At 65.3% G+C, this 26,840-nt stretch carries 21 protein-coding genes and 1 pseudogene; 15 read left to right on the forward strand and 7 right to left on the reverse strand.

The window, feature by feature from the left end:
- Positions 1 to 3: 3 nt before the first annotated feature.
- On the forward strand, positions 4 to 585 hold the full coding sequence (locus ACQ4WN_RS00170) for a GNAT family N-acetyltransferase (protein ID WP_436549728.1): 582 nt from the start codon (positions 4 to 6) through the stop codon (positions 583 to 585).
- An 81-nt stretch (positions 586 to 666) separates the two neighbouring features.
- Positions 667 to 2,241 (forward strand): POT-type proton-dependent oligopeptide transporter, encoded by a 1,575-nt coding sequence (locus tag ACQ4WN_RS00175; RefSeq protein ID WP_436549729.1) that lies wholly within the window; start codon positions 667 to 669, stop codon positions 2,239 to 2,241.
- Positions 2,242 to 2,291: 50 nt separating this feature from the next.
- Here the strand turns inward: ACQ4WN_RS00175 and ACQ4WN_RS00180 are convergent, their stop codons facing one another.
- Positions 2,292 to 3,923, reverse strand: coding sequence for an alpha-D-glucose phosphate-specific phosphoglucomutase (locus tag ACQ4WN_RS00180; RefSeq protein WP_436549730.1), 1,632 nt, complete (start codon positions 3,921 to 3,923; stop codon positions 2,292 to 2,294).
- A 168-nt stretch (positions 3,924 to 4,091) separates the two neighbouring features.
- On the opposite strand from ACQ4WN_RS00180, the gene ACQ4WN_RS00185 reads away from it, so the two are divergent.
- The 10 genes from ACQ4WN_RS00185 to ACQ4WN_RS00230 all read left to right on the forward strand — a co-directional run bounded on the left by ACQ4WN_RS00185 (position 4,092) and on the right by ACQ4WN_RS00230 (position 15,120).
- The gene (locus ACQ4WN_RS00185) at positions 4,092 to 4,577 is read left to right on the forward strand and encodes a sigma-70 family RNA polymerase sigma factor (RefSeq protein WP_436549731.1); all 486 of its coding nucleotides are present in this window, start codon (positions 4,092 to 4,094) and stop codon (positions 4,575 to 4,577) included.
- On the forward strand, positions 4,577 to 5,683 hold the full coding sequence (locus tag ACQ4WN_RS00190; protein WP_436549732.1) for a FecR family protein: 1,107 nt from the start codon (positions 4,577 to 4,579) through the stop codon (positions 5,681 to 5,683). Before ACQ4WN_RS00185 ends, ACQ4WN_RS00190 begins: the two co-directional genes overlap by 1 nt.
- 91 nt (positions 5,684 to 5,774) lie before the next feature.
- On the forward strand, positions 5,775 to 8,171 hold the full coding sequence (locus tag ACQ4WN_RS00195) for a TonB-dependent siderophore receptor (protein ID WP_436549733.1): 2,397 nt from the start codon (positions 5,775 to 5,777) through the stop codon (positions 8,169 to 8,171).
- A 378-nt stretch (positions 8,172 to 8,549) separates the two neighbouring features.
- Positions 8,550 to 8,756, forward strand: a complete 207-nt coding sequence (locus ACQ4WN_RS00200; protein WP_436549734.1) for a hypothetical protein — start codon at positions 8,550 to 8,552, stop codon at positions 8,754 to 8,756.
- 2 nt (positions 8,757 to 8,758) lie between these two features.
- Entirely contained in the window at positions 8,759 to 9,106 is a 348-nt protein-coding gene (locus ACQ4WN_RS00205; RefSeq protein ID WP_436549735.1) for a DUF3649 domain-containing protein, read from the forward strand.
- The gene (locus ACQ4WN_RS00210; protein WP_436549736.1) at positions 9,103 to 10,725 is read left to right on the forward strand and encodes a PepSY-associated TM helix domain-containing protein; all 1,623 of its coding nucleotides are present in this window, start codon (positions 9,103 to 9,105) and stop codon (positions 10,723 to 10,725) included. The genes ACQ4WN_RS00205 and ACQ4WN_RS00210 overlap by 4 nt, the downstream gene beginning before the upstream one ends.
- Positions 10,725 to 11,078: a DUF3325 domain-containing protein gene (locus tag ACQ4WN_RS00215; protein WP_436550082.1), complete on the forward strand. Its 354-nt coding sequence runs from the start codon at positions 10,725 to 10,727 to the stop codon at positions 11,076 to 11,078. Before ACQ4WN_RS00210 ends, ACQ4WN_RS00215 begins: the two co-directional genes overlap by 1 nt.
- Positions 11,079 to 11,089: 11 nt before the next feature.
- On the forward strand, positions 11,090 to 11,632 hold the full coding sequence (locus tag ACQ4WN_RS00220; protein ID WP_436549737.1) for a sigma-70 family RNA polymerase sigma factor: 543 nt from the start codon (positions 11,090 to 11,092) through the stop codon (positions 11,630 to 11,632).
- Positions 11,629 to 12,588 carry a FecR domain-containing protein gene (locus ACQ4WN_RS00225; RefSeq protein WP_436549738.1) on the forward strand — a complete coding sequence of 320 codons (960 nt, stop codon included), beginning with the start codon at positions 11,629 to 11,631 and terminating at the stop codon, positions 12,586 to 12,588. The genes ACQ4WN_RS00220 and ACQ4WN_RS00225 overlap by 4 nt, the downstream gene beginning before the upstream one ends.
- A gap of 84 nt (positions 12,589 to 12,672) precedes the next feature.
- Complete coding sequence (locus ACQ4WN_RS00230) at positions 12,673 to 15,120, forward strand: TonB-dependent siderophore receptor (RefSeq protein ID WP_436549739.1); 2,448 nt, start codon at positions 12,673 to 12,675, stop codon at positions 15,118 to 15,120.
- On the opposite strand, the gene ACQ4WN_RS00235 is transcribed toward ACQ4WN_RS00230, so the two are convergent.
- From ACQ4WN_RS00235 to ACQ4WN_RS00260, 6 genes and pseudogenes are all read right to left on the reverse strand, one after another.
- Positions 15,111 to 16,925 carry a putative bifunctional diguanylate cyclase/phosphodiesterase gene (locus tag ACQ4WN_RS00235; RefSeq protein WP_436549740.1) on the reverse strand — a complete coding sequence of 605 codons (1,815 nt, stop codon included), beginning with the start codon at positions 16,923 to 16,925 and terminating at the stop codon, positions 15,111 to 15,113. The two genes, ACQ4WN_RS00230 and ACQ4WN_RS00235, sit on opposite strands and share 10 nt — an antisense overlap.
- A gap of 173 nt (positions 16,926 to 17,098) precedes the next feature.
- Positions 17,099 to 18,712, reverse strand: coding sequence for a methyl-accepting chemotaxis protein (locus tag ACQ4WN_RS00240; RefSeq protein ID WP_436549741.1), 1,614 nt, complete (start codon positions 18,710 to 18,712; stop codon positions 17,099 to 17,101).
- Between the two features lie 332 nt (positions 18,713 to 19,044).
- Positions 19,045 to 19,248, reverse strand: a pseudogene (locus ACQ4WN_RS00245) (FGGY family carbohydrate kinase); the annotation flags it as partial.
- A gap of 73 nt (positions 19,249 to 19,321) precedes the next feature.
- Positions 19,322 to 19,855, reverse strand: coding sequence for a GNAT family N-acetyltransferase (locus ACQ4WN_RS00250; protein ID WP_436549742.1), 534 nt, complete (start codon positions 19,853 to 19,855; stop codon positions 19,322 to 19,324).
- Positions 19,856 to 19,863: 8 nt separating this feature from the next.
- Positions 19,864 to 20,382, reverse strand: a complete 519-nt coding sequence (locus tag ACQ4WN_RS00255; RefSeq protein WP_436549743.1) for a GNAT family N-acetyltransferase — start codon at positions 20,380 to 20,382, stop codon at positions 19,864 to 19,866.
- Positions 20,383 to 20,418: 36 nt separating this feature from the next.
- Positions 20,419 to 21,693 carry an amidohydrolase family protein gene (locus ACQ4WN_RS00260; RefSeq protein ID WP_436549744.1) on the reverse strand — a complete coding sequence of 425 codons (1,275 nt, stop codon included), beginning with the start codon at positions 21,691 to 21,693 and terminating at the stop codon, positions 20,419 to 20,421.
- A 383-nt stretch (positions 21,694 to 22,076) separates the two neighbouring features.
- Here ACQ4WN_RS00260 and ACQ4WN_RS00265 point away from each other — a divergent pair, with 383 nt between their 5' ends.
- From ACQ4WN_RS00265 to ACQ4WN_RS00275, 3 genes are all read left to right on the forward strand, one after another.
- The gene (locus ACQ4WN_RS00265) at positions 22,077 to 22,934 is read left to right on the forward strand and encodes a phasin family protein (RefSeq protein ID WP_436549745.1); all 858 of its coding nucleotides are present in this window, start codon (positions 22,077 to 22,079) and stop codon (positions 22,932 to 22,934) included.
- Positions 22,935 to 23,111: 177 nt separating this feature from the next.
- Positions 23,112 to 24,863: an ATP-binding cassette domain-containing protein gene (locus ACQ4WN_RS00270; RefSeq protein ID WP_436549746.1), complete on the forward strand. Its 1,752-nt coding sequence runs from the start codon at positions 23,112 to 23,114 to the stop codon at positions 24,861 to 24,863.
- Entirely contained in the window at positions 24,853 to 26,661 is a 1,809-nt protein-coding gene (locus tag ACQ4WN_RS00275; RefSeq protein ID WP_436549747.1) for an ABC transporter ATP-binding protein, read from the forward strand. Before ACQ4WN_RS00270 ends, ACQ4WN_RS00275 begins: the two co-directional genes overlap by 11 nt.
- Positions 26,662 to 26,840 lie beyond the last annotated feature (179 nt).

The following is a 26,840-nucleotide window of genomic DNA, read 5'->3' on the forward strand; positions in this document are numbered from 1 at the left end:
CACATGCCTGCCACCACTGTCCGCCCCCTCACGCCAGATGACGCCAGCGCCTACCGCGCGCTGCGCCTGGACGGCATCGCCGAACTGCCCGCCGCCTTCTGCACCACGCACGCAGCGGAAAGCAGCTTGCCGCTGGCACAGATCGCCCAGCGCTTGCGCGCCACCTCGCACCAAATAATATTTGGCGCTTTCAATGGGGAACAGTTGATCGCCATTGCCGGCCTGCGCCGCGAACCGATCGCCGTCGTGCATGACAAAGCCAGCCTGTGGGGCGTGTATGTGGCGCCGCAGGCGCGTGGACGCGGCGCGGGACGGCAGCTGGTGCAGGCCGCCATCGCCCATGCCTGCGCCATACCCGAACTGGGCTGCGTGCGCCTGGCCGTGGCGCAGGACAACCACCCGGCATTGAGCCTGTACCTGGGCTGCGGTTTTACCCTGGCGGACAGGCCCGCATCGGAGGGCATGCTGCAATTGCAACTGCTGCTGCCCCGCCCCGCGCGTGCAAGTGCCAGTGCAAGTGCAAGCCCAAGTGCCGAAAGTAATGTCTTTATGAAAATCAATACCTTACAAATCCCTGCGAAATAGCGGACAGGCCGTTTTTCCTGTTGCAAGCAAACGCGGCAGGCCTTAGCATCGCGGCTTACAAAAAAAACTTGGGGAGAGCCAATGTCATCGGCCGAGACACAAACCGCCACGGGCAAGATGCCCCGGCAAATACCGTACATCATTGCCAACGAAGGCTGCGAACGCTTCAGCTTTTATGGCATGCGCAACATCCTGACGCCATTCCTCATCAGCACCTTGCTGTTGATGATCCCGATCGACCAGCGCACGGGCGAAGCCAAGCACGTCTTCCACACCTTCGTCATCGGCGTGTATTTCTTCCCGCTGCTGGGCGGCTGGCTGGCCGACCGCTTCTTCGGCAAGTACAACACCATCTTCTGGCTCAGCCTCGTGTATTGCGCCGGCCATGCCTGCCTGGCCCTGTTTGAGAACAGCGTCAACGGCTTCTATTTCGGCCTGTTCCTGATCGCCTTCGGTTCCGGCGGCATCAAGCCGCTGGTGGCCTCGTTTGTTGGCGACCAGTTCGACCAGACCAACAAGCACAAGGCCAAGCTGGTGTTCGACCTGTTTTACTGGATCATCAACTTCGGCTCCTTCTTCGCGTCGCTGCTGATGCCGATGTTCCTGCGCGACTTCGGCCCATCGATCGCCTTCGGCATTCCCGGCCTGATGATGCTGGCCGCCACCATCGTCTTCTGGATGGGCGCCAAGAAATACGTGCACGTGCCACCGGCGCCGCCGAATCCCGACTCGTTCACCCGCGTGGCCCGCACCGCACTGCTGGCGCGCGTCGATGGCGGTTCGCGTCCGGGCCTGTATGTGGCCTACGTCGGCGTGATCGGCGCCCTGTATGCGTTCTACAGCATTCCCGAATGGGGCTTCGTGATTGCGGCATGTACGGCGCTGGTCTTGCTGCTGGCCTTCGGCAGCATCGGCACAGCCATGCAGCTGGAACGCGCCCGCGGCATCCATCCTGACGAAGCCGTCGAAGGCGTGCGTGCCGTGCTGCGCATCCTCGTCATCTTCGCCCTCGTCACGCCGTTCTTCTCGCTGTTCGACCAGAAAGCTTCGACGTGGATCGTGCAGGCGAACACCATGGAAAAACCAAGCTGGTTCCTGCCGGCGCAGATGCAGGCGCTGAACCCGATGCTGGTGATGCTCTTGATCCCGTTCAACAACCTGGTGCTGTACCCGATGCTGAACCGCTTCGGCCTGGAAGCGACGGCCCTGCGCCGCATGACGGCCGGCATCGGCTTTTCCTCGCTGGCCTGGATCGTCATCGGCCTCTTGCAGCTGGCGCTTGACAGCGGCAACGCCGTCTCCATCATGTGGCAAATTCTGCCATACGCCTTGCTGACATTCGGCGAAGTGCTGGTCTCGGCGACGGGCCTGGAGTTTGCGTACAGCCAGGCGCCCGTCTCGATGAAGGGCGCCATCATGAGCTTCTGGAATCTGTCGACCACGGTGGGCAACCTGTGGGTGCTGATCGTCAACCGCAGCGTCATGAACGAAGGTGTGATCGGCAAGATCGCCGAGAGCGGCATCAGCGTGACAGCCTTCCAGATGTTCTTCTTCGCCGCCTTTGCCGCCGTCGCCATGCTGGCTTTCGGCCTGTATGCAAGGCGCTACAAGATGGTGGACAACTACCGCCAGGCGGTCATCCCGGCAAAAGCCTGATGCCTGTTTAATCTGTCGCAATGAAAAAGGGCGCCCTCGGGCGCCTTTTTTTACGTCGTCACCGTCGGCGCGTCGCGCCCCGTGCGCGCGCGGATCTGCGCCAGCTGCTGCGCCACCGCGATCAGTCCCGCCAGCGCTTGCTGGGTCGGAATGTCATGCTGCGCGGGATCGGCTTCATAGCGCTCCAGGTAGAGGCGCAGGGTGGCGCCTTCGGTGCCCGTGCCGGACAGGCGCAGCACGATGCGCGCGCCATCCGTCATGATGATGCGGATGCCCTGCTGCGTTGCCACGGAACCGTCGACGGGGTCGGTGTAGCTGAAATCGTCGGCCAGCGCCACCGTATAGCCATTGACTGCCTGGCCCGGCAAGGCGGCCAGCTGGCCGCGCACGGCGTCCATCAGCTGCTGCGCGCCAGCGCTGTCGATGTCTTCGTAATCGTGGCGCGAATAATAATGGCGACCATAGGTGGCCCAGTGCGCGCGCACGATGTCTTCCACCGATTGTTTTTTCTCTGCCAGCAGGTTGAGCCAGAACAGCACGGCCCACAGGCCATCCTTTTCGCGCACGTGGTTCGAACCCGTGCCATAGCTTTCCTCGCCACACAAGGTGGCCATGCCGGCGTCGAGCAGGGTGCCAAAGAACTTCCAGCCCGTCGGCGTCTCGTAGCACGGGATGCCCAGCGCGGCGGCGACCCGGTCGGCCGCGCCCGACGTGGGCATGGAACGGGCGATGCCCTTCAAGCCGGCGCGGTAGCCGGGCGCCAGCGTGGCATTCGCGGCCAAAATCGCCAGGCTGTCCGACGGCGTGACGTCGAAGCGCCGCCCGACGATCATGTTGCGGTCGCCGTCGCCGTCCGAGGCGGCGCCGAAGTCGGGGGCATCCTCAGCGGCCATGATGGCGATCAACTCTTGCGCGTTGACGGGGTTCGGGTCGGGATGGCCGCCGCCGAAGTCGGCCAAAGGTACGCCGTTGATGACGCTGCCCTTCGGCGCACCCAGCATGCCTTCCAGGATGGCCGTCGCATACGGGCCGGAAACGGCGTGCATGCCGTCAAAGCAGATGCGCAATCCCCCCGCGAACAGGGCGCGGATGGCGTCGAAGTCGAACAACTGCTGCATCAGCTCCGCGTAGTCGCCGACGGGGTCGATCACCTCGACCGTCATTTGCTCGATGCGCGCCAATCCGAGGGTGTCGAGGTCGATGTCGGCAGCATCGCTGATGCGGTATTCGACGATGCCTTGCGTGCGGGCATAGATGGCTTCGGTGACCTTTTCGGGCGCCGGGCCGCCATTGGCGATGTTGTACTTGATGCCGAAATCGCCATCGGGCCCGCCGGGATTATGGCTGGCCGACAGGATGATGCCGCCGCTGGCGCCATGCTTGCGGATCACGCAGCTGACGGCCGGCGTCGACAGGATGCCGCCCTGCCCCAGCAGCACGCGCGCATAGCCGTGCGCAGCCGCCATGCGCAGCACCGTCTGGATGGCCGCGCGGTTATAAAAGCGGCCATCGCCGCCCAGCACCAGGGTCTGGCCGCGGCAATCGCCGAGCGTGTCAAAAACGCTCTGCACGAAGTTTTCCAGGTATTGCGGTGCGCTGAAGACCGCCACCTTCTTGCGCAAACCTGACGTGCCGGGCCGCTGGCCAGCCATCGGCGCCGTATTGATAATTTGAATAGCCATCTTGCCTCCCTATCAACTTCCGATGCTAACGCATGCCAGGTGAGCGGCAAAGCGTTGTACGCCTGCCACGGTGCGCCAAGCCGCTTAGCGCTGCATCCCGGCATGCCTTATAATGAGAATCATTCTCATATGCGGCATTCCTGGCTGCGGACTCATACATCGGACGCCGTGGTTGCACGCTATTACCAAGAACTGTTGAACTTTTGCTGGCGCAGCTTGCGCAACCGCGAGGCTGCTGCCGACCTGGTGCAGGAAAGCTATGCGCGCGTGCTGGGCGAAGCGGCCGTGCGCGAACCGCGCGCGCTGCTGTACCACACGGCGCGCAACCTGCTGATCGACCAGCACCGGCGCGCCGCCCTGCGCCGGCACGAAGCGCTCGATGCCTTGCCCGATACGGCGCATCCGGCCGCGCCGCGCCATTTGCAGCCGGAGCAGGCGCTCGAAAGCAGCCAGGACTGGCAAGCCTGCGTGGCCGCCATCGACGCCCTGCCGCCCCGCTGCCGCGATGCCTTCGTGCTGCACGTGTTCGAGGAATTGCCGCACGCACAGATCGCCGCGCGCATGGGCATTTCCGTGAGCATGGTGGAAAAACATATCGCGCGCGGCATGCTCAGTTGCCAGGCGCAGTTGCGTTCTCTGCGGGAATGCGCATAATGCCGTCCATGACCGCCCACCCGCCTTGCCACGATTTCGGCCCCTCTGCCCAGGAACAGGCGGACTGGCGCGAATACGCCGACTTTGCCGCCACGCAAGATGGCGTGGCGCTGGCGGCCGCCACCTGGTTCAGCCGGCGCGGCAACCTTGATGCGCAGCAACAGGCCGAGTTTGCCGCCTGGCTGGCAGCCGATGCGCAGCACGCGCAAGCGTATGCGCAACTAAAGGATACGCACCGCGCCGCGCGCACAATTCCCGCACAGGTGGCCGCCCGCTGGGCAGTGCCACAGGCAGCGCCAGCGCCATTTCCCCGCCGCCCGCTTCTGCGCTCCCTGCGCGTTCTGCCGTATGCGGCCGCCGCCATGCTGCTACTGAGCGTGGGCGCGGGCGGCTATCAGTGGTGGCAGCAGCAAGCCGTGTTCAGCCAGTCGTACGCCACCATGCGGGGCCAGCGCCTGGCCGTCGCCCTGCCCGACGGCAGCAAGGTGCAGCTCGATACGGCCACGCAATTGCACGTCACCCTGTATCGCCAGCGCCGCGAAGTGCGTCTGGCGCACGGCGAAGCGCTGTTCCAGGTGCAATCGAAGCAGGGCCAGCCTTTCGATGTGCTGAGCGGTCCTTTGACAGTGACGGTGGTGGGCACGCAGTTCTCCGTGCGCAACACGCTCGAACACGACGGCAGGCTGCGCGTGGCCGTGCAGCATGGCCATGTGCGCGTGGCGGGCGCGCGGCAGCAGCAGGTCGCGCTAACGGCCGGCCAGGGCGTCAGCGCCGACGCCAGCGGCCGCCTGTCCGACGTTGCCAGCCTGGCGCCGGACAGCGTGGCGCCCTGGCGCGACGGCCGTGTCACCTTCGACAATGTGCCGCTGGGCGCGGCGCTGGCCGAATTCGAGCGCTACGGCGACACGGGTCTGGTCGTGCACGATCCCGCCGTGGCGCAACTGCGCATCGGCGGCAGTTTCAGCCTGACCCAGCTCGACCGCTTTGCCGCCGCCCTGCCGCAGCTGCTGTCCGTGCAGATCGTGCGCAGCGGCGGCGCCAACGAGATCCGCATGGCGCCGAAAGCACCTGCGCAAGCGCCAGCCATGCACCTCTCAGAAAAATAAATGAAAATAAGTCGCATTCGCAGGTGAGGGTTTTGCCCGCTGCCGCGTCTACCAAGTTAATCGACAACAAATTAACCTGGAGAAATGCAACATGTGGTCCCCCCGCCTCAATCTGACACCCGCCCCCTTCGCCCTGGCCGCCATGCTGGCCCTGGGCAGCATTTCCCTGGCACAGGCGCAAACGGCGCCCACCGTCAAACTGTCCATTGCCGCCCAGCCGCTCGGACAAGCCCTGAATGAGCTGGCGCGGCAAGCCAATCTGCAACTGCTGTTCGCACCGGAACTCGTGGCTGGCAAGACGGCACCGGCCGTCAGCGGCACGCTGAGCGTGGCCGACAGCCTGGACCGCCTGCTGGCTGGCAGCGGCCTGGCCGCCAGCATCGACGGCAACAGCGTCATCATCCGTCCGGCGCCTGCCGCTACGGGCAAGGTGGCGACCCTGGCGGAAATTACCGTCAGTGCGCGCCAGGAGGCGACGATCGATACCGAGCTGACCAAGTCGTACGCGGCGCAAGCGGTGAGCATCGGCAAGGGCCGGCAAAGCCTGCGCGAGATTCCCCAGTCCGTCTCCGTGCTGACGCGCCAGCAACTGAACGACCAGAATTTGCTGAGCCTGGACGACGCCATGCGCGGCGTGACGGGTATCACCGTCGAAGCGAGCAGCACGGGCGGCAACCACGGCAACTTTTATTCGCGCGGCTATGCGCTCGACGCGGTGCAAGTCGATGGCGTGATGACGCCGGCCAGCACGGGCAACGACCTGTCGGCCGGCTTCGGCCTGGCCATCTATGACCGTGTGGAAGTGTTGCGCGGCCCTGCCGGCCTGTTCCAGGGAGCGGGCGACCCGGGCGGCACCATCAACCTGGTGCGCAAGCGCGCGCGCGACACCTTCGCTGCCAGCGGCGTGCTCAGCGCCGGTTCCTGGGACCGCTACTACGCGGAAGCGGACGTCACGGGCCCCCTGAGCGCCGACGGCACAGTGCGCGGCCGCCTGGTGGCCGCCTATGAGCACCGGCGCTCCTTCGTCGACCACGTGTATGCAGAAAAACCGCTGTTGTACGGCACCGTTGCCGTCGACCTGGCGCCGGGCACCGTGCTGACGGGCGGCGTCACATACCAGGAATACAAGGGCCGTCCCGCCTTCGGCCTGCCCGCGTATGAAGACGGGCGCCTGCTCGACGTGCCCCGCTCCACCTATCTCGATCCGGCCTGGAACCACATCACGGAAAAGGTCACCGAGTACTTTGCCGAACTCGAGCATAAACTGGACAACGGTGGCCAGTTCAAGGTAAGCGCCCTGTTTCGTGAGCAGGATGAACCGTCGCGCCATTTCGGCTGGTCCGACTGTTCGGCCGATCCTGTCACGGGAGACAGTTGCCTGGTCAGCTGGAACTACCGCAGCCACTGGAAGACGCAGGGGCTCGATGCCTGGCTGGCCACGCCCTTCCAGGCGTTTGGCCGCAGCCACGACCTGATCGTGGGCGCCGACTACCGCCAGGTGCACAAGATTTTCCAGTATGGCGGCGGAGACAATGCGCCGATCAATATTGTTCATCCTGACAATAATATCGCGCAGCCCAGCTACACTTTTTCCAACGGCAACGACAACCGCACCAAGCAGTTCGGCCTGTATGCACGCACCCGCCTGCAAGCGACGGACCGCCTGGCCGTCAACCTAGGCGGGCGCCTGACGCATTGGGACAACCACACCGTCAATCACAATGCCTATTTCAATCAGTTCACCGATGTCAGCAACACCATCAAGGCCAAGTTCACGCCGTACGCGGGCCTGGTCTACGAGCTCGACAAGCAAGTGTCGGCCTACGGCAGCTACACGCGCATCTTCACGCCCCAGTCCACCACGGACGCTGCCGGCCAAACCCTGAAGCCACGCACGGGCCAGCAGTTCGAGCTGGGCCTGAAGGCGGAACTGTTCGACAAGAATGTCAACGCGCATGCGGCCCTGTTCCGCATGGAAGATGAAAATCGCGTGATGCCCGATCCGGCCAACCCGCTGTTTTCCATCGGCGCGGGCAAGATGCGCAGCCAGGGCATGGAAGCCGAACTGAGCGGCAGCCCCCTGCCTGGCTGGAACATCACGAGCGGCTATTCCTACACCAGCACGCGCACCCTCGAAGGCAGCGACGACCAGAAGGCCCAGCTGTACACCTTCATCGCGCCGCGCCACAATGTCAACGTGTGGACCAATTACCGGCTGGCCGGCGCGCTCGATAAGATCAGCGTGGGCGGCGGCTTGCGTAGCGTCAGCAGCATGTACCGCTTGAACGGGCCCGTGAAATTCGAGCAGGGCCCTGTCACCACGGTGGGCTTGCAGGCTGGCTACCGCCTCAGTCCCAAGCTGGAGCTGTCGCTGACGGTAAACAATCTGTTCGACAAGAAATACTACACGCGCGTGTGGGCCGCTTATGGTTCCAACTTCTATGGCGAACCGCGCAACGCCATGCTGACCCTGCGCGGACAGTTGTAAACGCCCGCGTTCCTGCGCACGCACGGCCGCCGCCAGCAATGGGGCGGCCGTCTTCGTTTACAACATCGTACTCTTGCATGTCTCGCAACCCCGCACTATAATAAGAATAGTTCTCATTCACATTTGGATTCCGTTGGGAGTCTGCATCCCGCATGTGCCGCCTGCCATCGACCGGCCAGAACGGCATGGCTGATGCGCAGCTGGATGACACGCTGCGCCAGCCAGGCATCCCCGCCAAGCAAGCCTTCCCATATGAATCAGGAAAAAAGTAGTTTCATGGCGCGAGCACTTTCGCTGGCCGGCGCTGCCGCCGCCGCTGTCCAGTACTTTGCACCGCTGCGATAACTACGTTTCTCACCACAAACTAAGGCATACACCATGCACATCGCTTCCATCGCGCGCCTCGGCGCCCTCGCCACCGCCCTGCTGGGCGCAGCCATCGCCTGCGGCAGCGCCAGCGCGCACCAGATCTGGCTGCAGCAGGACGGCAAGGCGGCCAGCGCGTTCATCCTGAAGGGCAGCTATGTACTGGAAGTGCAGCACACGGACAAGACGGCCCTGCCACCAAGCAAGGATCACGACTGACCATGCAAGCGCCTGCCAATACTGACATCACTGAAAAAATGCCGCGCCTGCGGCTCTCCGCCGGCGCGGTGTACCGCCTAGGCGTGGCTTCGCGCAGCGTGGCGGCCATCGCTGGCGGCTACGTGCTGGCCGCGCTGGTCACCATGCTGCTGTCGGTGAGCCTGCCCATGGACCGTTCCGAAGCCGTCATGACAGCCACCCTGCTGTCGTTTGCCATCTACACCTGCGCCGTGATGTGGGTGTTCGCCACGCGCAGCGCCCTGCGCGCCTGGCTGGGCCTGTTGATTCCCGCCGCCGTCATCGCCGCCATCCTGCAGTCGATGGACGCACTATCCTGGAGTCTCGCATGAAAGAAGGTTTCCGCCAGTCGATGGCATGGCTGCACACCTGGTCCGGCCTGCTCGTCTGCTGGATCTTGCTGCTGGTGTTTTGCGCCGGCACGGCCAGCTACTACCGCAATGAAATCACACTGTGGATGCAACCCGAGCTGCATGGCGCCGCCGCCAGCCGGGTGAGCACCGAGGAAGCGGCCACTGTCGCGCAAAAAGCCATGCAGGAGCGGGCCACGGGCGCCACGCGCTGGTTCATCGGCCTTCCCGGCGAGCGCAGCCCCGCCACGCAGCTGGGCTGGAGCAAACCGTCGCAACCCGGTGAAAAGAAACGCGGGCGGCGCGGCAATTTTCATAGCGAAAAAGCCGACCCGGCCACGGGCGAGGTGCTGTCGAAGCCACGCGACACGCGGGGCGGCGAATTCCTCTACCGCCTGCATTTCGACCTGCACTACATGTCGGCCATCTGGGGCCGCTGGATCGTGGGTTTCTGCGCCATGTTCATGTTCGTCTCCATCATCAGCGGCATCGTCACGCACAAGCGCATCTTCAAGGACCTGTTTACCTTCCGGCCGAAAAAAGGCCAGCGCTCGTGGCTCGACGCGCACAACGTGACGGCCGTGCTGGCCCTGCCCTACCACATCATGATCACCTACACGGGCCTGGTCACCCTGATGTTCCTGTACATGCCGTCCGGCGCCACGGCCGCCTACAAGGGCGACCAGGACGCCTTCTTTGCCGAAGCGTTTCCCGGCCGCTCGGGCGACAGCAAGCCGGCCGGCGTGGCTGCGCCACTGACGCCGCTGGCGCCCCTCGTGCGCCAGGCGGAACAGCACTGGGGCGGCAAGGTCGAGCGCATCTCCGTCAATCATCCGGGCGACGCCAACGCCACCATTTCGCTGACGCGTGCTGGCGGACGAGACCTGTCGTCGAAGCAGCCGTCGATGCAATTCGATGGCGTTTCCGGCAAGCTGCTGTCCACGGATGGCGACGCGCTGCCCGGCGCGGCCGCCACGCACGGCGTCATGGTCGGCCTGCACATCGCGCATTTCGGCGGACCGCTGCTGCGCGCCCTGTTCTTCCTGTCCGGCCTGGCCGGCTGCGCCATGGTCGCCACGGGCGCCCTGCTGTGGGCCGTCAAGACGCGCCAGAAACAAGCCAAGGCGCTGGCCGCCGGCAAGCGCGCCAGCGTCGGCCTGCGCCTGGTCGAGGCGCTCAACATCGGCGCCATCGCCGGCATCCCGATCGCCTTTGGCGCCTACTTCTGGGCCAATCGCCTGCTGTCGGTGACGATGGAAGACCGGCCGAAAGAGGAAATCGCCTGCTTCTTCGGCGCCTGGGCCCTGGCCGCGCTCATCGCCCAGCTACGCCCATCGCGCGCCATGTGGCGCATGCAGCTGGCCGCCGCTGCCTTCCTGTTGGCATCGCTGCCCTTGCTGAACGTCTTCACCACCGGGTCGCACCTGGGCGTGACCCTGTTCCTGGGCCGCGGCCCCGTGGCGGTGGCAGCCTTCGACCTGGTGGTGCTAGTGCTGGGCCTGGGCCTCGCGTATGCGGCGTTCAAATTGAAACCGCTGCCCGTGAAGGCGGCCAAAACCACACCCGCCGCCAGGCCGGCAACGACGATGGAGGCCGCGTGATGGAGCTGCTGGCCAATTTCCTCGTCTTTGCCCTGTGCTATGCGGGCCTGTCGTCGCTGTGCCTGGCCATGGACCGCCACTACGCGGACCTGCACGGACGCGGCGCCGAACCACCGGCACCGCTGCGCCGTCGTTTGCAGTGGGCGGGCTGGCTGGCGCTGGCAGCCGCACTGGCCTGGGCCATGCACATCGCCGGCGGCGGCTATGGCCTGGTCTACTGGGTCGGCAGCCTGACGGGCTGCGGCTTGCTGCTGATCTGGCTGCTGCCCTACGCGCCCCACCAGGCCATGCGCCTGGCGCGCGTCATCGGCGGCGCGGCCGTGCTGGCTACCATCGCGCTGGCAGTGCTGTAACCATCGTGGCCATGCCGGACCGTCCGTTTGCGCCCTCCCCCCTGCTGCCCACGCAGCTGGAAAAGCATTACCGCGCGCATCACGGCTGGCTGGTGCACTGGCTGCAGCGGCGCCTGGGCAATGCTGCCGAGGCGGCCGATTTGATGCAGGATACCTTCGCGCGCCTGCTGGCCGGCGCGCCATTGCAGCCGCAAACGCCGGCCCTGCGCGCACCGAAGGCCTATCTGGCAACAATCGCCAGACATCTGCTGATCAACCACTTGCGCCGCCAGTCGCTGGAACGCGCATGGCTGGACGCCCTGGCAGCCCTGCCCGAACAGCATGTACCATCGACCGAGCAGCGCGCGCAAATCCTGCAGGCGCTGCAAGCGGTCGATGCCATGCTCGACGGCCTGAAACCAAAGGTACGCGCCGTCTTCATCATGGCGCAGATCGAAGGCCATGCGTATGCGGACATCGCCGCGCAACTGGGCATCGGCGAGCGCTCCGTGAAGCGCTACATGGCCGAAGCGCTGACCGAATGCGTGCTGCTGGCGCCGGACCTGCCGGCATGAGCGCCGCTGCTCCGCTATATCCTCCGCTATCGCGCAAGGTGGCGCGCCAGGCGGTCGAATGGTATTTGCTGGAGCAGTCGGGCCAGGCCACAGCGGATGACCTGGCGGCGTCGGCCCACTGGCGCGCGCTCGACCCGGAACACACGCGTGCCTGGCACAGGGTACAGCAAGTGAGCCAGACGGCCGGCCTGCTGCCGCCCTCGCTGGCCGTGCCCGTACTGCACCGGCCGCAGCGCCGCGTGGCCATGCAAGTGCTGCTGGCGCTGATGGCGGCGCCCGCCGCCTGGCTGCTGGTGCGCCACGAGATGCTGGCCGACTACCGCAGCGGCGTGGGTGAACGGCGCGAGGTATCCCTGCCCGATGGCGGCACGCTGGTGCTCAACACGGACAGCGCCGTCGACCTGGCGTATGGCGCCGATGAACGTTTGCTGACGCTGCGCCGCGGCGAAGTACTGATACAGACGCGCCCCGACCACGCCGCCAGCCGCCCCTTCATCGTCGCCACCTGCCATGGCCGCATCCGCGCGCTGGGCACGCGCTTCACCGTGCGCGTCGACGACGACAGCAGCCGCGTGACGGTGCTCGAACACGCGGTGGAAATCACGCCGCGCGCGCCTTCAGCCACCGTCCGCACGGTTGCAAAGGACCAGCAAAGCCGCTTCGACGCCAGCCACGCCGGCCTGCCCATGCCAGCGCCACTGCAAGCCGATGCGTGGGCGCACGGTATGCTGGCGGCGCAGGACATGCGCCTCGATGCCTTCGCTGCCGAATTGTCACGCTACCGCGCCGGCCTGCTGCGCGTGGAGCCGCAAGTGGCGGGCTTGCGCCTGTCGGGCGCCTTCCAGCTCGACGACACGGACGCCGTGCTGGAAAGCCTGGCGCGCATGCTGCCCGTCGATGTGCAGTACCGCACCCAATACTGGGTCACCATCGCGGCCCGTAAAAAATATGCGTGAAAAGCTGGCCCTTTTTTTCACCACGGCCTGTCCTGTGTATTGCAACGACATTTTGCAATGACACTCCACCAGAAAGGCCAGACCATGCACCGACCCCGTTTGACTCCCCTCGCGCGCGCCATCGGCAGCGCTGTGTTCCTGCTGTCGCTGGCGCAGGCGCCGGCCATGGCAACCGATGCCACCGCGCCGGCCGCCGCGCAAACAGTCTTTAACGTGCCGGCCGGCGAGCTGTCCGCCGCCATTGCCAGCTTTGCCATCGAAGCCAAAGTGAGCGTGGGCGCGGCGGCAGAATTGCTGCAGGGCGTGCGCACGCCGGGGCTGAACGGCAGCTACACGGTGCCGCAGGCACTGGCCCGTTTGCTGGCAGGCACGGGCCTCGATGCACTGCCCAGCGGGGAACGCAGCTACGTGCTGCGCAAGGCCGGCGCAGCCTCACCTGCCGCGCCGATTGCCGCCACACTGGACGAAGTGGCCGTCAGCTCCAGCGCGCTGCGCGACGGCACCACGGAAGGCAAGCGCGGCTACGCGGGCCTGACCAGCGCCACGCGTTTGAACCTGTCGCTGCGCGAAACGCCGCAAGCCGTCAGCGTCATCACGCGCCAGCAGATCGACGACCAAGGTTTGCGCACATTGCAAGACGTGCTGCTGCAGGCACCCGGCATCACGGTTGACCATTCGTCAAGCACGCGCGAATACGACCAGGTGTTTTCACGGGGATTTGAAGTAACGTCCTACATGTTCGATGGCATCCCGACCAGCAAGAACCTGGAAGCGCGCACCTACGACATGGCCATCTACGACCGCGTCGAGATCATCCGCGGCGCGACGGGCCTGATCAGCGGCACGGGCAGCCCGTCGGCCGCCGTCAACCTGGTGCGCAAGCGCCCGGGGCACAGCTTTGCCGCCACGGCCGGCGCGCAGATGGGATCATGGGACCGCTACCGCATCGAAGGCGATGTCTCGACGCCCTTGACGGCGGACGGCAAAGTGCGCGCGCGCATCGTCGCCGCGCATGAAGACCAGCGCTCGTTCATCGACCGCTACCAGCAAAAAAAAGACGTGCTGTACACCATCGTCGAAGCGGACCTGACGCCATCGACAGTGCTCAGCGCCGGCATTAACTACCAGAAGGAAAAGCTGAAAGGCGCGGGCCGCGACTTCCCCATGTTCTATGCCGACGGCGCGCAGACGCGCTTCCCCCGCTCGATGAACGGCACGGCCGCATGGAGCACGTACGAGCGCGAACAGAGCATGCTGTTCGCCACGCTCGACCACTACTTCGACAACGACTGGATCGCCAAGGTGGCCGTCAGCCGCAGCAGCAACCAGTACGACGCCTTGCAGGGCTTTTCCGGCAACGGCTACCCTGACCGCGTGACGGGTGGCGGCATGCAGCTGTGGCTGGCCAACTGGCACAGCAAGCCGCAACAGACTTCGCTCGACGCCTATGTCAGCGGCCCGTTCCAGGCCTTCGGCCGCAAGCACGAACTGGTACTGGGAGTGAGCGCCTCTGAACTCAAGACGAACAGCCCCATTTATCCAGGCTGGCGCCTCGATGGCTATGACTATACGGTGCCGGATATCCACGCCTGGAATGGCGATATGCCGGTGCCCGACTACAGTGGCACGCGCCTGGGCAGCTCGTACGACAAGGAACGGGAAAGCGGCCTGTATTCGACGCTGCGCCTGCGCCCGACGGACGCGCTGTCGGTGATTTTTGGTGCGCGCCTGTCGTACTGGAAGCGCGACATCCGCAGCGATTATGTCAACGACACGGACCTGTACGACGCGATGCGCGAAAACGGCAAGATCACGCCGTATGCGGGCCTCGTCTACGACCTGGGCCGGCACTGGTCGGCCTACGCCAGCTACACCAGCATCTTCACGCCGCAAAGCCAGCGCGACGTCAACAGCCGCTTCCTGGCGCCGCTGGAAGGCAAGAACTACGAAGTGGGTGCGAAGGGCGAATTCTTCGGCGGCAAGCTCACCACCAGCGCCGCCATCTTTCAGCTGAAGCAGGAAAACCTGGCTGAAGCCGACCCGGGCAATGTCTGGATCATCGGCACGGGCGGCGGTTCCTACGCCTACCACACGGTCAAGGGCGCCACCACGCGCGGCGTCGAAGCGGAAGTCTCGGGCCAGCTGCGCCACGACTGGCAACTGACGGCCAGCTATGCCTATAGCCGCATCCGCAACGCGGCTGGCGCGCGCATCCAGACCAGCCAGCCGCAGGGCATGGCCAAGCTGTGGAGTACCTGGCGCCTGGCGCAGGGAGTGCCTGGCCTGGTGCTGGGCGGCGGCGTGAACTGGCAGAGCAATATCTACATGGATGACCGCGGGCCGAATGGCGAACGCTTCACGCAAAAGGCGTATGCGGTGGCGGGACTGATGGCGCAGTACCAGGTCAGTGCGCAGCTGCTGGCGACCCTGAACGTGAATAACGTCTTCGACAAAAAGTATTACTCGACGGGCCTGGGCGGCTACTACGGCGATCCGCGCAACGCCATGCTGTCGCTGCGCTATCAGTTCTGAATGGCCTCACTACTTTTGAGCAGCACCTCGATGCCCTCGGGCGCCATGGCGCGACCCAGGTAGTAACCAAACGCCTCGTCGCAACCCATCTCGGCCAGCAGTTCCAGCTGCTCGCCGCTTTCCACGCCGCCGGCGATGGTGCGCAGTCCGAGCGTGCGTGCCATCGCCACGATGGCGCGCACCATGGCGCTGTCGCCATCCGGCTTGCCCAGGTCGTCGACGAAGCACTTTTCGATCTTCACGGCATCCGTTGGAAAGCGTTTCAGGTAATTGAGCGAAGCATCGCCCGTGCCGAAATCGCTGATGGCAATCGCCATGCCCAGCTGGCGGAACTGGCGCAGTATCAGTTCGCAGTTCTGGCTGCGGTCGATCAGGATGCCGGCGGCGATTTCCAGCTCGATGCAGTGGCCCGGCACGCCGGCCGCCTCCAGCGCGGCGGCGAAATTGCGCGCGATATCGCGCTGGTAGAACTGGCGCGCCGACAGGCTGACGGACACCGTCAGCATCTGCCCCTGCGCGATCCAGCTGCGCGCCTGTTCCACCGCCGTGGCCAGCACCCAGGCGCCCACCGGCAGGATCAGCGCGCTTTCTTCCAGCACCGGCAAAAAATCGAGCGGCATCATCAGTCCCAGTTCCGGGTGCTTCCAGCGCAGCAGCGCCTTTACGCCCGTGATCGTGCGCGTCGTCAGGTTCATGCGCGGCTGATAGAACAGGGCGAATTCCTTGCGTTCGAGCGCATGGCGCAGGGCCGTCTCGAGGATGGTGCGCGAATACGACTGCGTCTGCATGCGCGCGGCGTAGCGCAAACAAGTGCCCGGCGCGTGGCGCTTGGCCGCGTACATGGCCAGGTCGGCCTTTTCGATCAGCGCATTGACGTCGTCGTCATCGTCCGGGTACAGGGCCACGCCCACGCTGGCCGCCACCGACAGGCTGTATTCGCCGATGACGAAGGGGGCTGCGATGGCGCCGACGATTTTTTCGGCCACCCGCTCGGCATCGTGCGCCGTGCGCAGTTCCGTCAGCAGGATGATGAATTCATCGCCGCCCTGGCGCGCCACCGTATCGACCTTGCGCACGCACTGCTGCAACCGGCGCGCGAACTCCGTCAGCACCTGGTCGCCCACGTCGTGCCCCAGGCTGTCGTTGATGGATTTGAAGCGGTCGATGTCGACGAACAGCACGGCCAGCAAGCCCTGGTGGCGGCGCGCGTAGGCGATGCCGTGCTCGAAGCGGATCTGGAAATGCAGCCGGTTCGGCAGCCCCGTCAGGCCATCGTGGTGGGCGATGAATTCCAGCTGCTGCTCGGCGCGCCGGCGGGCCGATACATCGTGCAGCAGCAGCACCGCACCGCCCTGCGCCAGCGGAGCGCAGCTGTACTGCACGTCGATGCGCTTGCCGTCGAGATGGCGCAGCAGCACGGCGCCGCGCGCCACCTCCAGCACTTCCTGCCGCGCCACGCAGTCGCGCACCTGGCGCGCCGCATCGATGGGCGTGCCGTCATGGAACAGCGGCAACAGCTGCGTCACGGGCAGGCCCAGACCATCGTCACCCCGCAGCCCACCCATGGCGCTGGCGCGGGGATTCAGGTACTGCACCACGCCATCGTGATCGGTGCCGACGACGGCCGCCGGCAATGCGTGCAGCAGCGCCAACGCATCTGCCATGCACTGCGCCTGCGCCGCCGTCAGCACCACGCCCGTCGCATGGCGCATGCGCCACATGCGCGCCGCATGCCACTGGCAGGCCAGCAAAACGCTCAGCATCACGGCCAGGCCAAGGCTCAGCGCCAGCAGCAGCGCCATCATGCGTCACCCGGCAGGCGGAAAGTGAAGAACATGGTTTTCCTTTGCAACGCGCGCCATGCGGCCGGGCGCAGATCCATGCGGAAAGGAAATAGTATAAGAATTTCGCCGTACTTTTTGCCTGATCGGGCGCCGCTTGACTGGCATCAAGCGGCGCGGGGCGGGGCGAGCCTGCGTCAGGTCAGCGACAGCCTCCGGGCCGGCGCGGCCACGCCGGGCACGGCATGCAGCTTGAAGATGCTGACGGCGTCGGCCAGGCTGGCTGCCTGCTGCTGCAGCGCGTCCGCGGCGGCAGCAGCCTGCTCCACCAGGGCCGCATTCTGCTGCGTCACGCCATCCATCTGGCTGATAGCGATGCTGATCTGCTCGATGCCATCGCGCTGTTCCACGCTGGCCACGGCGATCTCGCCGATGATGGCGTTCACGCGCTGCACACTGCTGACCACGTCATCCATCGTGCGCCCCGCCTGGCCGGCCAGCACGCTGCCCTCTTCCACCGTGCGCACGGATTCGCCGATCAACTGCTTGATTTCCATGGCCGCCGCAGCCGACCTGTGCGCCAGGCTGCGCACTTCGGTGGCCACGACGGCAAAGCCGCGTCCCTGCTCGCCCGCGCGCGCCGCTTCCACGGCCGCATTCAGGGCCAGGATATTCGTCTGGAAGGCGATGCCGTCGATGACGGCGATGATGTCGACGATGCGCTTCGACGAAGCATTGATATGGCTCATGGTCTGCACCACCTGCGCCACGGCCTCGCCGCCCCGCTGCGCCACGTCGGACGCGCCGCCTGCCAGCTGGCGCGCCTGGTCCGCATTGTCGTTATTCTGCCGCACGGTGGAGGTCAGCTCGATCATCGAGGCGGCCGTTTCTTCCAGCGAGCTGGCCTGCTCCTCCGTGCGCGAAGACAGGTCCATGTTACCGCTGGCAATTTCGCCCGACGCCGTGGCGATGGAGTCCGTGCCGGCCCGTACCCGTCCGACGATGTCGGCCAGGTTGCCGCTCATCGCCTTCAAGGCACGCAGCAGGTCGCCGATTTCATCGCGGCCGCTGTCGGCCACCACGGCGCGCAAGTCGCCGGCCGCCACTTGCTGGGCGATGCCCACGGCCGCGCCCAGCGGCACCGTGATGCTGCGGATCAGCCACCACACGGTGACGCTGCCGACGACCAGGGTCAGCAGCACGGTGGCCAGCATGGCGATGCTGGCGCTGCGGTGCGCGGCGGCGTCCTGTTCCTTCATCTGCGCCATCAGGCTATGCGACTGCTTGCCGATAGTGGCGACGATGGCGTCGATCTGGCGCGTCGGTTCGCGGTCGATGCCCTTGACCAGCGCATCGACGGCCTGCGCGCTGTCAGCGCGCGCGCCGTCATATTTTTGCAGCGCCGCCAGGTAGCTCACCCCCAGCGCATCGTGCGCCTGCATGGCTTGTGCCACGGGCGCCGTATCGAGTTTCAACGCTGCCATCATCGTTTGCAGGCCGGCCAGTTCCTTGCGCGTCTTCGCGCCGCTGGCGACAAACGCTTCGCGGTAGCGCTGGAAGGCGGCAGCATCGCCACCGCGCAGCAGGATGTTTTTCCATTCCTGCACCTGGATCTTGAATTCCACCTGCGCGCTGCGCGCCGCGTCGACCGCTTCCGTGAGGGCCACGGAGCGCTGCATGGCATCCGCACCGCGCGCGCTGGCGGCGTCGAGCGCGCTCCAGCCGCGCGCGCCAACGAATACCAGCGCAAGAAAGAAGAAGGCGCCCAACAGACCCAGGCGTACGGATATTTTCAAATTTGCAAGTTGCATGTGTTTCTCCCAACGACAAGAACAGGAAGGCAACAACGGCGCTGCCAAAAACTATCCAATTCTCACCAAATGGGGAAATCATGCAGCGTGCTCCCTGAAAAACCAAGTGACGCTTTCGCTAGAGAAACGCTTTCAACATAGAAACAACAAATTACACGGTAAGGTTGACTGTCTGGCCATATTGCCGGGCTCGCAGCATGGTCGGGCCGGCAATCTTGTCGGCAGCGCTAGCGCGCCAGGCACCCAGGGTACCGCCAGCCACGCCATGGTCGTGCCGCAGCACGTTCAAGCCGGAGGCATTTGCGCACAACTGCGCCCAGAAACGGCTGCGCGAGGCATTCTGCAAACGCGCGCGTGTCGTTCCACAGGATGGTCGCGCGCAGCACGTGCGGCTGCTTGTCGAGCAGGGTGGCGCCATGCATCTGGCCCGACAGCGCGATGCCGCGCAAGCCGGAAAACGCCACCGGCTGCGCGGCGCGGATGGCCGCGATGACGTCCAGCGTGGCGTGCCACCAGTCTTCGGGATGCTGTTCCGTCGCCCGGCGCCGCCAGCAGCACGCCTTTCCGCCTGCTTTTTCACACCTTGCCGATACGCGCCGGCCAGCGCGTTCAACCATGCTGGCGAAAATCCTGGCGATAAATATTGGTATCCTTGCCCGTCGGCGGCAGGCGCGAGAAGCGCTCGAAGCGCAAGCCCAGTTTATTGAGCAAATTGATCGACGCCTGGTTCTGCGGCGAGGTGATGCCGTACAGGGTGGGGATGCGCAGCGTGTGCCGGGCATGCCGCACCACGGCGGCGGCAGCCTCGTAAGCATAACCCTGGCCCCAGTAGGCGGGCAGCATGGCGTAGCCGATGTCGGGGCCGGGCAGGCTGTCGCGGCGTATCATGCCGCCCATGCCCATGGCCACGCCGTCGCTGCGGCGCTCCGTAATGTAAAAGCAATAGCCATGCTCGCGGAACTGCGCTATCGGACCGGCTTCCAGCGCCGCGCGCGCCGCATCCACGGTATGGATGCTGCGGTCGCCGATATTGGCGATCCACGATGGCTCATTGATCAGCGCCAGGTAGAACGGCGCGTCCTCGGGCGTGAAGGTGCGCAGGCGCAGGCGGGGCGTCTCGATGACGATCATCGATTCTGTCACGGCGCCGCTCATGCCGGCCACTGCATCGGGTCGCTCAGCAGCTGGTACATCACGTAAGCGTCGACATAGCCGAGCTGCGCGTGGCGGTAGGCCAGCGGCAGGGTAGCGACGACGCTAAAGCCCAGCTTTTTCCACAGGGTGACGGCGGCCAGGTTGGTGCTGACGACGAAGTTGAACTGCATCGCCAGATAGCCGGCGCGGCGCGCTTCTTCCATGCAGTGCACGCCCAGCAGGCGCCCCACGCCCACGCCCTGCGCGGCGGGATCGACCATGAACGATGCATTGGCCACGTGCGATCCATGGCCCGGCTGGTTCGCCACCAGCTTGTACATGCCCAGCAGGCGCTCCGTGCCCATCACGGCGACATAGCTTTGCACGCCAGGGCCGAACCAGTAGGCGTGGCAGTCTTCGCGCGAGGTATCGGCGGGGAAGGTATAGGTGTCGCCAGCGGCCACCAGGACCTGAAAGATGGCCCACATGGCGTCGAAATCGGCTTCATCGGCCGGGCGAATATCAATTTCTTTCAAGGCGGTGCTCCCGATAACAAGTGATGGCAGATTGTATCAGCGCCCCAGGCGGAAATTGACCGTCTCGGGCCGGCCCGGCAGGTGCAGGCGCGCACTGGCGCGCGGCGCCTCGCTGATGATTTTCCCGCGCGGCAGCACCAGGCGCCGCGCGGCGCGCAGGCGCAGCGCTTCCACCGTCGAGCTGCAATCGAGGATCAGCAAGTCCGCATGGCAGCCGGGCGCGATGCCATAGCCATCGAGGCCCAGGATGGCTGCCGGCGTTTCCGTGACGGCCAAAAAGCACTCGTGCATCGCTTGCTGCCCCGTCATCTGCGCCACGTGCAGTCCCATGTGCGCCACTTCCAGCATGTCGCCCGAACCGAGGCTGTACCACGGGTCCATCACGCAATCGTGGCCAAAGGCGACGGGAATGCCGGCGGCCAGCATCTCGGGCACGCGCGTCATGCCGCGCCGCTTCGGATACGTATCGTGGCGCGCCTGCAAGGTGATGTTGATGAGGGGGTTGGCGATGGCCGCCACGCCCGCCTCGCGGATCAGTGGCAGGAGCTTGCTCACATAATAATTGTCCATCGAATGCATGGACGTCAGGTGCGAGCCCGTCACCCTGCCCTGCATGCCAAGGCGCTGGCTGTGGAAGGCCAGCGTTTCGATGTGGCGCGACAGCGGGTCGTCCGACTCGTCGCAATGCATATCCACCATCAGGCCACGCTCGCAGGCGAATTCACACAGCAGGCGCACGGATTCGGCACCGTCGGCCATGGTGCGCTCGAAATGCGGGATGCCGCCCACCACGTCCACGCCCATGGCAATCGCCCGCTTCAGATTGTCGAAGGCGCCGGGACTGCGCAGGATGCCATCTTGCGGAAAGGCCACCAGTTGCAGGTCGAGGTACGGCGCCACCTGGCGCTTGACGTCGAGCAGCGCTTCCACGGCCAGCAGGCGCGGGTCGCAGATATCGACGTGCGAGCGGATGGCCAGCAATCCCCGTGCCACGGCCCAGTCGCAATACTGCAGGGCGCGTTGCACCAGCGCGTCCTGCGTCAGTTGCGGTTTCAGTTCGCCCCACAAGGCGATGCCTTCCAGCAAAGTGCCGGACGCGTTCACGCGCGGCAAGCCATAGCTGAGCGTGGCGTCCATGTGGAAGTGCGCATCGACAAACGGCGGCGTAACGAGGTCGCCGGCGGCGTCGATCTCTTGCGCGCCCTGTACGGGCAAGGCGGGGCCGACGGCGGCGATGCGGCCATCCTCGATGGCGATATCGATGGCGCGGCGCCCATCGGGCAGGCTGGCATTGCGGATGACTAAGTCCATGCGGACACTCCTTCGGTTGACTACGGTGCCTGGTGCGTCCAGTTAATGGCCATTTTATATACCTGCGTGGGATGCTGCAGTGCACGAATGCAGTCGCTGGCAAAAGCATAGCCATAGATTCGCTGACAACACCTTGCGCGTGCGCAAACTTCCCACAAATGCTGCCGGGCGCATGAATTGGTCAAGGACACGCCACACGGGCTGAATAAAATATCTTTCAACTAACTCGAATCACCGCTAGAATATTCATATTGCGTTGCATCATAATCAGGCTCTGATCAGTTACTCAGCACGCTACCCACTTTACAAAACGCGGCCAACTCTGGTTTTCGGGATTTTGCAGAGCGTTTTGCCAGCATTTTAATCCGTACAAAGGAGTAAATATGTTTCCGCTTCCAGAACACCTTTCCGGCGCCGCCAAGTCGCAACTGGAAAGCCAGCTGCAAATCTTCAGCACCGTGACCAGCAAAGTCTTCGAAAGCGCCGAGAAAATCATCGCCCTGAACCTGAATGCAGGCAAGGCTGCCCTGTCGCACACGGCGGAAACGGCGCAGCACCTGCTGGCAACGCAGGACCCGCGCGACTTCTTCACCTACAGCACCAGCCAGGCGCAGCCGAATATCGAAAGCGTGCTGGCGTACAGCCGCCAGCTGTTCGGCATCGCCTCGAGCACCCAGGCTGAATTGCTGGCCTCGGCCAAGGCCCGCCTCGCTGCCGCCGCACCTGCCGTCGTCCCCGCCCCGGCAGTGGCCAAGCCGGTGCTGGCCGCTGTACCTGCTATTGCGGCGCCTGCGTCCAAGCCGGCCGCCGCACCGGCACCGTCGCCAGTGGCAGCTGCACCTGTGCCAGCCAAACCGGTCGAAGTGGCCAAGCCTGCAGCCAAGGCAGCACCTGCCCCCGCCACTGTTGCTGCGCCAGCGGCCAAGCCAGCGGCAGCGCCTGCCAAGGTTGCTGATAAGGTTGCCGACAAGCCCGCCGTGAAAGCAGTCGCAGCCAAGCCTGAAGCGGTCAAGCCAGCGCCAGCGAAAACCGCCGCGCCAGCACCCGCCAAGCCAGCCGCCAAGCCATTTCCTTCCAGCAAACCGCTCGCCAAGCCGGCCAGCGCCGCCGGCAAGACCGTTGCCAAGGTTGCGGTGAAGCACGCGCCAGCCGCCAAGCCGGCAGCCAAGGTAGCGCCCAAGGGCGCGCCATCGAAACAGCTCGACATGCTGGGCGGCGGCAAAGGCAGCGGCCGCAAGTAAGGCGGCAGCTTAAGGCGGCAGCAGCGCCGCAATACACAACACAACGGGCTACGGCCCGTTTTTTGCATGCCCGCCCACAGCGCAGTTTTCCGCCTTGTTGTATCCTACGCGTACTTTCCGTCCGCGTGCCCGTCCTTCCGCCCCGCGACACCCCATTACTAAAAACAAAAGGTAACCATGAGTTTATCGAGGCTCATCGCCGGCTTCGTGCGTCAGCATTGGCCGGCGTATGCCGCCGCCGCCGTCATGCTGACAGGCGTGGCAACACTGACCGTCTGGATCCCCCGCCGCGTGGGCGCCATCATCGACGCGCTGGCCGCGCACCGCATGACGGCTGCCGAACTGTGGCTTGAGCTGCTGACCCTGCTCGCCGTGGGCGTCGTCATCTACTTCCTGCGCGTGGGCTGGCGCATCACCCTGTTCAAGGCCGCCTACCAACTGGGCGTGATGCTGCGCACGCGCTTCTACACGCGCATGTCGCAGCAGGGCGCAGCGTTTTACCAGAACCAGCGCACGGGCGACCTGATGGCGCTGGCGACGAACGACATCGACGCCATCGAAATGGCCGCCGGCGAAGCCATGCTGGCCGGCTTCGACGGCACCTTGACCTTGCTGATGGTGCTGGGCATCATGCTGCTGGGCGTGGACTGGCGCCTGGCCTGCATCGCCCTCTTGCCCTTCCCGCTGATGGGTTTGGCCTTCTGGCGCATTTCCAGCCATATCCACACCGCGTCGACGGATTCATTAACGCGCTTTTCCGCGCTGAACGACCATGTGCAGGAATCGCTGTCGGGCGTGCGCACCCTACGCGCGCTGGGCCTGGAAGAGCGCAGCAGCCAGCAGTTCTCCACCCTGGCAGGCCATGCAGCCAACGCCAGCCTGACGGCGCAGCGCTGGGAAGCGGCATATGAGCCGGCCGTCGGCCTGACCCTGACGGCCGCCACGGCGCTGACCCTGGGCCTGGGCGGCTACCTCGTGTGGCACGGTCAATTGACCATCGGCGCACTGACCAGCTTTTCCATGTACCTGGGCCAGCTGATCTGGCCCATGTTCGCCGCCGGCTGGGTACTCTCGCTGATAGAACGGGGGCGCGCCGCCTGGCAGCGCTTGCAACCGATGCTGGACGCGCCGCTGGCCATCGACGACCATGGCAGCATCGCCACCCTGACGCCCGGCCCACTGCAGCTGACGGACATCGGCTTCGCCTACGCGGGCCAGACGGCGCCTGCGCTCTCCGGCATCTCGCTGCGCTTGCAGCCGGGCCAGACCCTGGGCCTGGTCGGCCCCACGGGCAGCGGCAAGTCGACCCTGCTGCGCGTGCTGCTGCGCCAGGTGACGCCGCAAGCGGGCACGGCCACGTGGAATGGCCAGCCGCTCGACGCCTACACCTTGCATGCGTTGCGCGCGGCCATCAGCTGGGTGCCGCAGGAATCGTTCCTGTTCTCCGCCACCATCGCCGACAATATCGCCCTGGCCCGCCCCGGCGCCACGCGCGAGGAAGTGGAACGGGCGGCGCAGCTGGCCGACATCCATGCCGATATTTTGCAATTCCCCGACGGCTATGCCACCCAGGTGGGCGAAAAGGGCATCACCCTGTCCGGCGGCCAGCGCCAGCGCGTGGCGATTGCCCGGGCCCTGCTGGCCGACAACGACTTGCTGCTGCTCGACGATGCCTTATCCGCCGTCGACACGGGCACGGAAACGCGCATCCTGCAACACCTGGAAGAACTGCGCGCGCGCCGCCCCGAGCGCAGCGCCATCATCGCCAGCCACCGCCTGAGCGCCGTCGTGAACGCGGACCTGATCCTGGTGCTGCGCGATGGCCATGTGACGGAAACGGGCAGCCACGACGCGCTGATGCAGCGCGATGGCTGGTACGCCAGCCAGTGGCGCTATCAACAACTGGAGGCCAGCCTCGATGCCATCTAAGACCGACCAAGCCACCACCGCCACGCAATCCGTGCGCCGCCAGGCCGCGCAAGCCATCGGCCTGCTGCGCCGCGCCGCCGCGCCCGACCTGCGCCATTTATACTGGGCCACGTTCTGGCTGATCCTCGCCGCCGCGCTCGAAGTGACGGGGCCGATATTGGGCAAGGCCCTGATCGACCAGCATCTGCTGCCGCGCCACCTGGACTGGACGCGCATGTCGCTGCTGCTGGGCGGATGCCTGCTGACGGGCTGGGTCGCTTCCGGCCTGCGCTACCTGCAGCTGGTGCGCCTGTCCGGCCTGGCCATGCGCTCGGTGCAGCGCTTGCGCGAAACCGTCTACCAGCACGTGCTGCGCCTTCCCATGGCCTTTTTTGACCGCGCCATCACGGGGCAACTGGTCAGCCGCGTCACGAATGACACGGAAGCGGTGAAATCGCTGTACGTGCAGGTGCTGTTCGTCATCCTCGACAGCTCCATCGTCCTGGTCGGCACCATGGCCGCCATGGCCTTCCTCGACTGGCGCCTGATGCTGATCGTGCTGGCCCTGCTGCCGGCCGTGCTGCTCATCGTCTTCCTGTACCAGCGCTGGAGCGCACCGGCCGTCACGCGCGCGCGCGCCCTGCGCAGCGAGATCAACGGGCAGATCGCCGAATCGATCGGCGGCATGAGCGTGCTGCAGGCGAATAACGCGGAGCGCCGCTTCGGCGCGCGCTTCACGGGCATCAACCAGGACCACTACACGGCGCGCATGCAGGAATTGCGCGCCAACGCCTGGCTGCTGCGCCCCGCGCTCGACATGCTCAACATCGTGCTGCTGGCCGTGGTCATCTTCAGCTTCGGCCGGCGCGACATGGGCGCCGTGGAAGTGGGCGTGCTGTATGCGTTCATCAGCTATATCGCGCGCGTGATCGAACCCTTGATCCAGATCACCATGCAATTCAGCCAGTTGCAGCAGTCGGTGGTGGCGACGGCGCGCGTCTCTGCCCTGCTGGATGAAACGCAGGCGCTGGAACACGCGCAGGGAAGGGAAACACCGGCCCTGCGGCAGGCGAAAGCGGACATCGACGTGCCCGCCGTGGACATTGCGCACCTGACGTTCGCCTACGTGGAAAACCAGCCCGTGCTGCACGACCTGTCGCTGAGCATACCGCAAGGCGCTTTTTTTGGCATCGTCGGCCACACGGGCAGCGGCAAGTCGACTTTGCTCTCGCTGCTGCTGCGCTTTTATCCCGTCACGCAGGGCCGCATCGCCATCAACGGCGTCGCCCTCGACAGCATCGACAACGAGCATTTCCGCGCCGATGTGGGCCTGGTACCGCAAGACCCCTTCCTGCTGGCCGCCTCGGCGCGCGAAAACATCGACATGGGCCGCGGCTACACGCAGGCGCAGATCGAGACGGCGGCGCGCGCCGCGCATGCGCACGACTTCATCGCCGCGCTGGAACACGGCTACGACACGCCGCTGGGCGAAGGCGGCTCACGCCTGTCATCGGGGCAGAAGCAGCTGATCGCGATTGCCCGCGCGCTGGCCGGCCAGCCGCGCATTTTGCTGCTGGACGAAGCCACCTCGCGCATCGATAGCCAGACCGAGCAGATCGTGCAGCTGGCCCTCAACGAATTGCGCGGCAAAGTCACCATCATCGCCATCGCCCACCGCTTGTCGACCATCCGCGACGCCGAGCGGATCATCGTGCTCAACCATGGCCGCATCACGGAGGCGGGACCGCACGAGGAACTGATGCAGATCGAGGGCGGTTTGTACCAGCGCCTGTACCTGCTGCAGCAACTGGCCGTTTGATAGGCACGGGCGCCGTTGCGCGCCGCAGCTTTTTTCTGTACGGCATTAAAAAAATGCCGTACGGACGGGAGTATATTCATCTGCCGGGCAGCGCCGAGGGTCCCAACCATACTTCAGGGGGACGCCATGCGCAGCAAACTGTCGATCAGGACGATCTTTGCCGCCATCTTTCTGCTTCG

The sequence above is a fragment of the Janthinobacterium pasteuri genome, assembly GCF_051380775.1.
GTDB lineage: Bacteria > Pseudomonadota > Gammaproteobacteria > Burkholderiales > Burkholderiaceae_D > Janthinobacterium.

Excerpts from the sequence above, each read along its gene's own strand:
- ACQ4WN_RS00170 (WP_436549728.1), top strand. The coding sequence starts at position 4 with ATGCCTGCCACCACTGTCCGCCCCCTCACGCCAGATGACGCCAGCGCC.
- ACQ4WN_RS00175 (WP_436549729.1), top strand. The coding sequence starts at position 667 with ATGTCATCGGCCGAGACACAAACCGCCACGGGCAAGATGCCCCGGCAA.
- ACQ4WN_RS00180 (WP_436549730.1), bottom strand. The coding sequence starts at position 3,923 with ATGGCTATTCAAATTATCAATACGGCGCCGATGGCTGGCCAGCGGCCC.
- ACQ4WN_RS00190 (WP_436549732.1), top strand. The coding sequence starts at position 4,577 with ATGCCGTCCATGACCGCCCACCCGCCTTGCCACGATTTCGGCCCCTCT.
- ACQ4WN_RS00195 (WP_436549733.1), top strand. The coding sequence starts at position 5,775 with ATGTGGTCCCCCCGCCTCAATCTGACACCCGCCCCCTTCGCCCTGGCC.
- ACQ4WN_RS00200 (WP_436549734.1), top strand. The coding sequence starts at position 8,550 with ATGCACATCGCTTCCATCGCGCGCCTCGGCGCCCTCGCCACCGCCCTG.
- ACQ4WN_RS00205 (WP_436549735.1), top strand. The coding sequence starts at position 8,759 with ATGCAAGCGCCTGCCAATACTGACATCACTGAAAAAATGCCGCGCCTG.
- ACQ4WN_RS00210 (WP_436549736.1), top strand. The coding sequence starts at position 9,103 with ATGAAAGAAGGTTTCCGCCAGTCGATGGCATGGCTGCACACCTGGTCC.
- ACQ4WN_RS00215 (WP_436550082.1), top strand. The coding sequence starts at position 10,725 with ATGGAGCTGCTGGCCAATTTCCTCGTCTTTGCCCTGTGCTATGCGGGC.
- ACQ4WN_RS00220 (WP_436549737.1), top strand. The coding sequence starts at position 11,090 with ATGCCGGACCGTCCGTTTGCGCCCTCCCCCCTGCTGCCCACGCAGCTG.
- ACQ4WN_RS00225 (WP_436549738.1), top strand. The coding sequence starts at position 11,629 with ATGAGCGCCGCTGCTCCGCTATATCCTCCGCTATCGCGCAAGGTGGCG.
- ACQ4WN_RS00230 (WP_436549739.1), top strand. The coding sequence starts at position 12,673 with ATGCACCGACCCCGTTTGACTCCCCTCGCGCGCGCCATCGGCAGCGCT.
- ACQ4WN_RS00235 (WP_436549740.1), bottom strand. The coding sequence starts at position 16,925 with ATGATGGCGCTGCTGCTGGCGCTGAGCCTTGGCCTGGCCGTGATGCTG.
- ACQ4WN_RS00240 (WP_436549741.1), bottom strand. The coding sequence starts at position 18,712 with ATGCAACTTGCAAATTTGAAAATATCCGTACGCCTGGGTCTGTTGGGC.
- ACQ4WN_RS00260 (WP_436549744.1), bottom strand. The coding sequence starts at position 21,693 with ATGGACTTAGTCATCCGCAATGCCAGCCTGCCCGATGGGCGCCGCGCC.
- ACQ4WN_RS00265 (WP_436549745.1), top strand. The coding sequence starts at position 22,077 with ATGTTTCCGCTTCCAGAACACCTTTCCGGCGCCGCCAAGTCGCAACTG.
- ACQ4WN_RS00270 (WP_436549746.1), top strand. The coding sequence starts at position 23,112 with ATGAGTTTATCGAGGCTCATCGCCGGCTTCGTGCGTCAGCATTGGCCG.
- ACQ4WN_RS00275 (WP_436549747.1), top strand. The coding sequence starts at position 24,853 with ATGCCATCTAAGACCGACCAAGCCACCACCGCCACGCAATCCGTGCGC.